Below are 1,331 nucleotides of genomic sequence, written 5' to 3'. Positions count from 1 at the left end.
GAGGTTCTACGCTTCACTGCAGGTACTTTTGCCTCCAGTGAAGACCTTTCCGTTTCCGGCAAGGGTTTTAAAAATTCCCGTATAAAATATCTCGCTCCGATATTATAGGATGCTGACAGGTCGCAGTTATACTGTTTTCCGGTCCGGAAGATACATAGGCTATGGTTCTCCTGGTTTCTTACTACCGCTCCGCTTCCGTCACAGGCCAGCCTGCTGGTGTTCCGGGCACTGACCCTGGACACACGAATTCCGTTCCGATGTGCCTGATGTTCACACGGTTTCTGAATATCCCGCTTTCTCCATAAATGAAGCTTTTGTTTCTTTTTTCCGGATATTTTTCCCTGCATTTCCAGATACTCAAACACAATTACACCTGCCTGATACTCTGCGGCATATTTCGTGATCTCCGCAGCTATTTTGCGGGACAGCTCCATATTCAGCCTTTTTGCATAATCCCATCGGCTTTGGACCTGTCTGGAGGAATGTTCCCTCTGAAAACGGCGGATTCTGCCAAGCACATGATACAAATGGTCTTTATCACTGGAGAAATTTATAAATTTACGTCCCAAGATAGTGCCATCTGCACGCATGATGCTGCAGACCGCATCCGTATTGATTCCTAAATCAACGCTGCATATCACCTGCTCTTTTACATCTGTTTTTGATAAGCTTACTTCCTCTGTGTATGAAAACCGAAGGAAATATTTATGATGTTTCCTTTCCAAAGTAGGGGCAGATGCCTTTTTACCACTCCATTTTTTTCGCAGATATTCCATATCGGTATGAAGTAATTTTACTTGAAACCACTTCCACTCCCGCCCATCAAACAGCTTTAAATGTGCCGCATCTTCTCCCGGTTCTGCTTCCTTATACATGACATCCCGATAAAATACCGGCATCGCATGATTCTCACAGACCAGCTTCGGTTTTCCTCTCAGTTCTCCCTTTTCCCACAAACTAAGGCGTGTCTGATAGGAGGACACGGCTCCAAGTGCGTGTTGAATCGCCGCTCTTCTCAGATAAGATGGCATCTTAGGGAAATGACGGTCAAACAGAAATCTGGCATGATTCTTTTTTGTCTCATGTACCAGATGTTCCGCTTCATTAAAGCGTTTTTGTGGATTTCTGATTTCTGAAAGTTCTTCCCAGGTCTCTGCATACACCGGAATCAGATAGGAAACTGCCTTCCGAAAAATATCCAGCGTAGAGCGGAGCGGTATATTCTTTTTTTTAATTTCTACTCCATAGCTGGATACAATCTGCATAAAATTTCCTACTTTCTTTTTTCCTTCTCTTTTTGTCCCTCAATGTATGCCACTACCTGATCCCTG

General features: G+C 44.1%; 1 protein-coding gene. It reads right to left on the bottom strand.

Annotation, left to right across the window (positions count from 1 at the left end):
- The coding region (locus DXD12_RS14420; RefSeq protein ID WP_147354027.1) for an IS200/IS605 family accessory protein TnpB-related protein at window positions 1-1,265 on the bottom strand (1,265 nt) is incomplete at its 3' end.
- Window positions 1,266-1,331: the final 66 nt, after the last annotated feature.

Source organism: Clostridium sp. TF11-13AC (assembly GCF_003481065.1).
In the GTDB taxonomy this organism is placed as follows: Bacteria; Bacillota; Clostridia; order Lachnospirales; family Lachnospiraceae; genus Otoolea; species Otoolea fessa.
The sequence above is the reverse complement of the archived record's forward strand: the minus strand, read 5'-3'. Positions and strand labels throughout refer to the sequence as shown.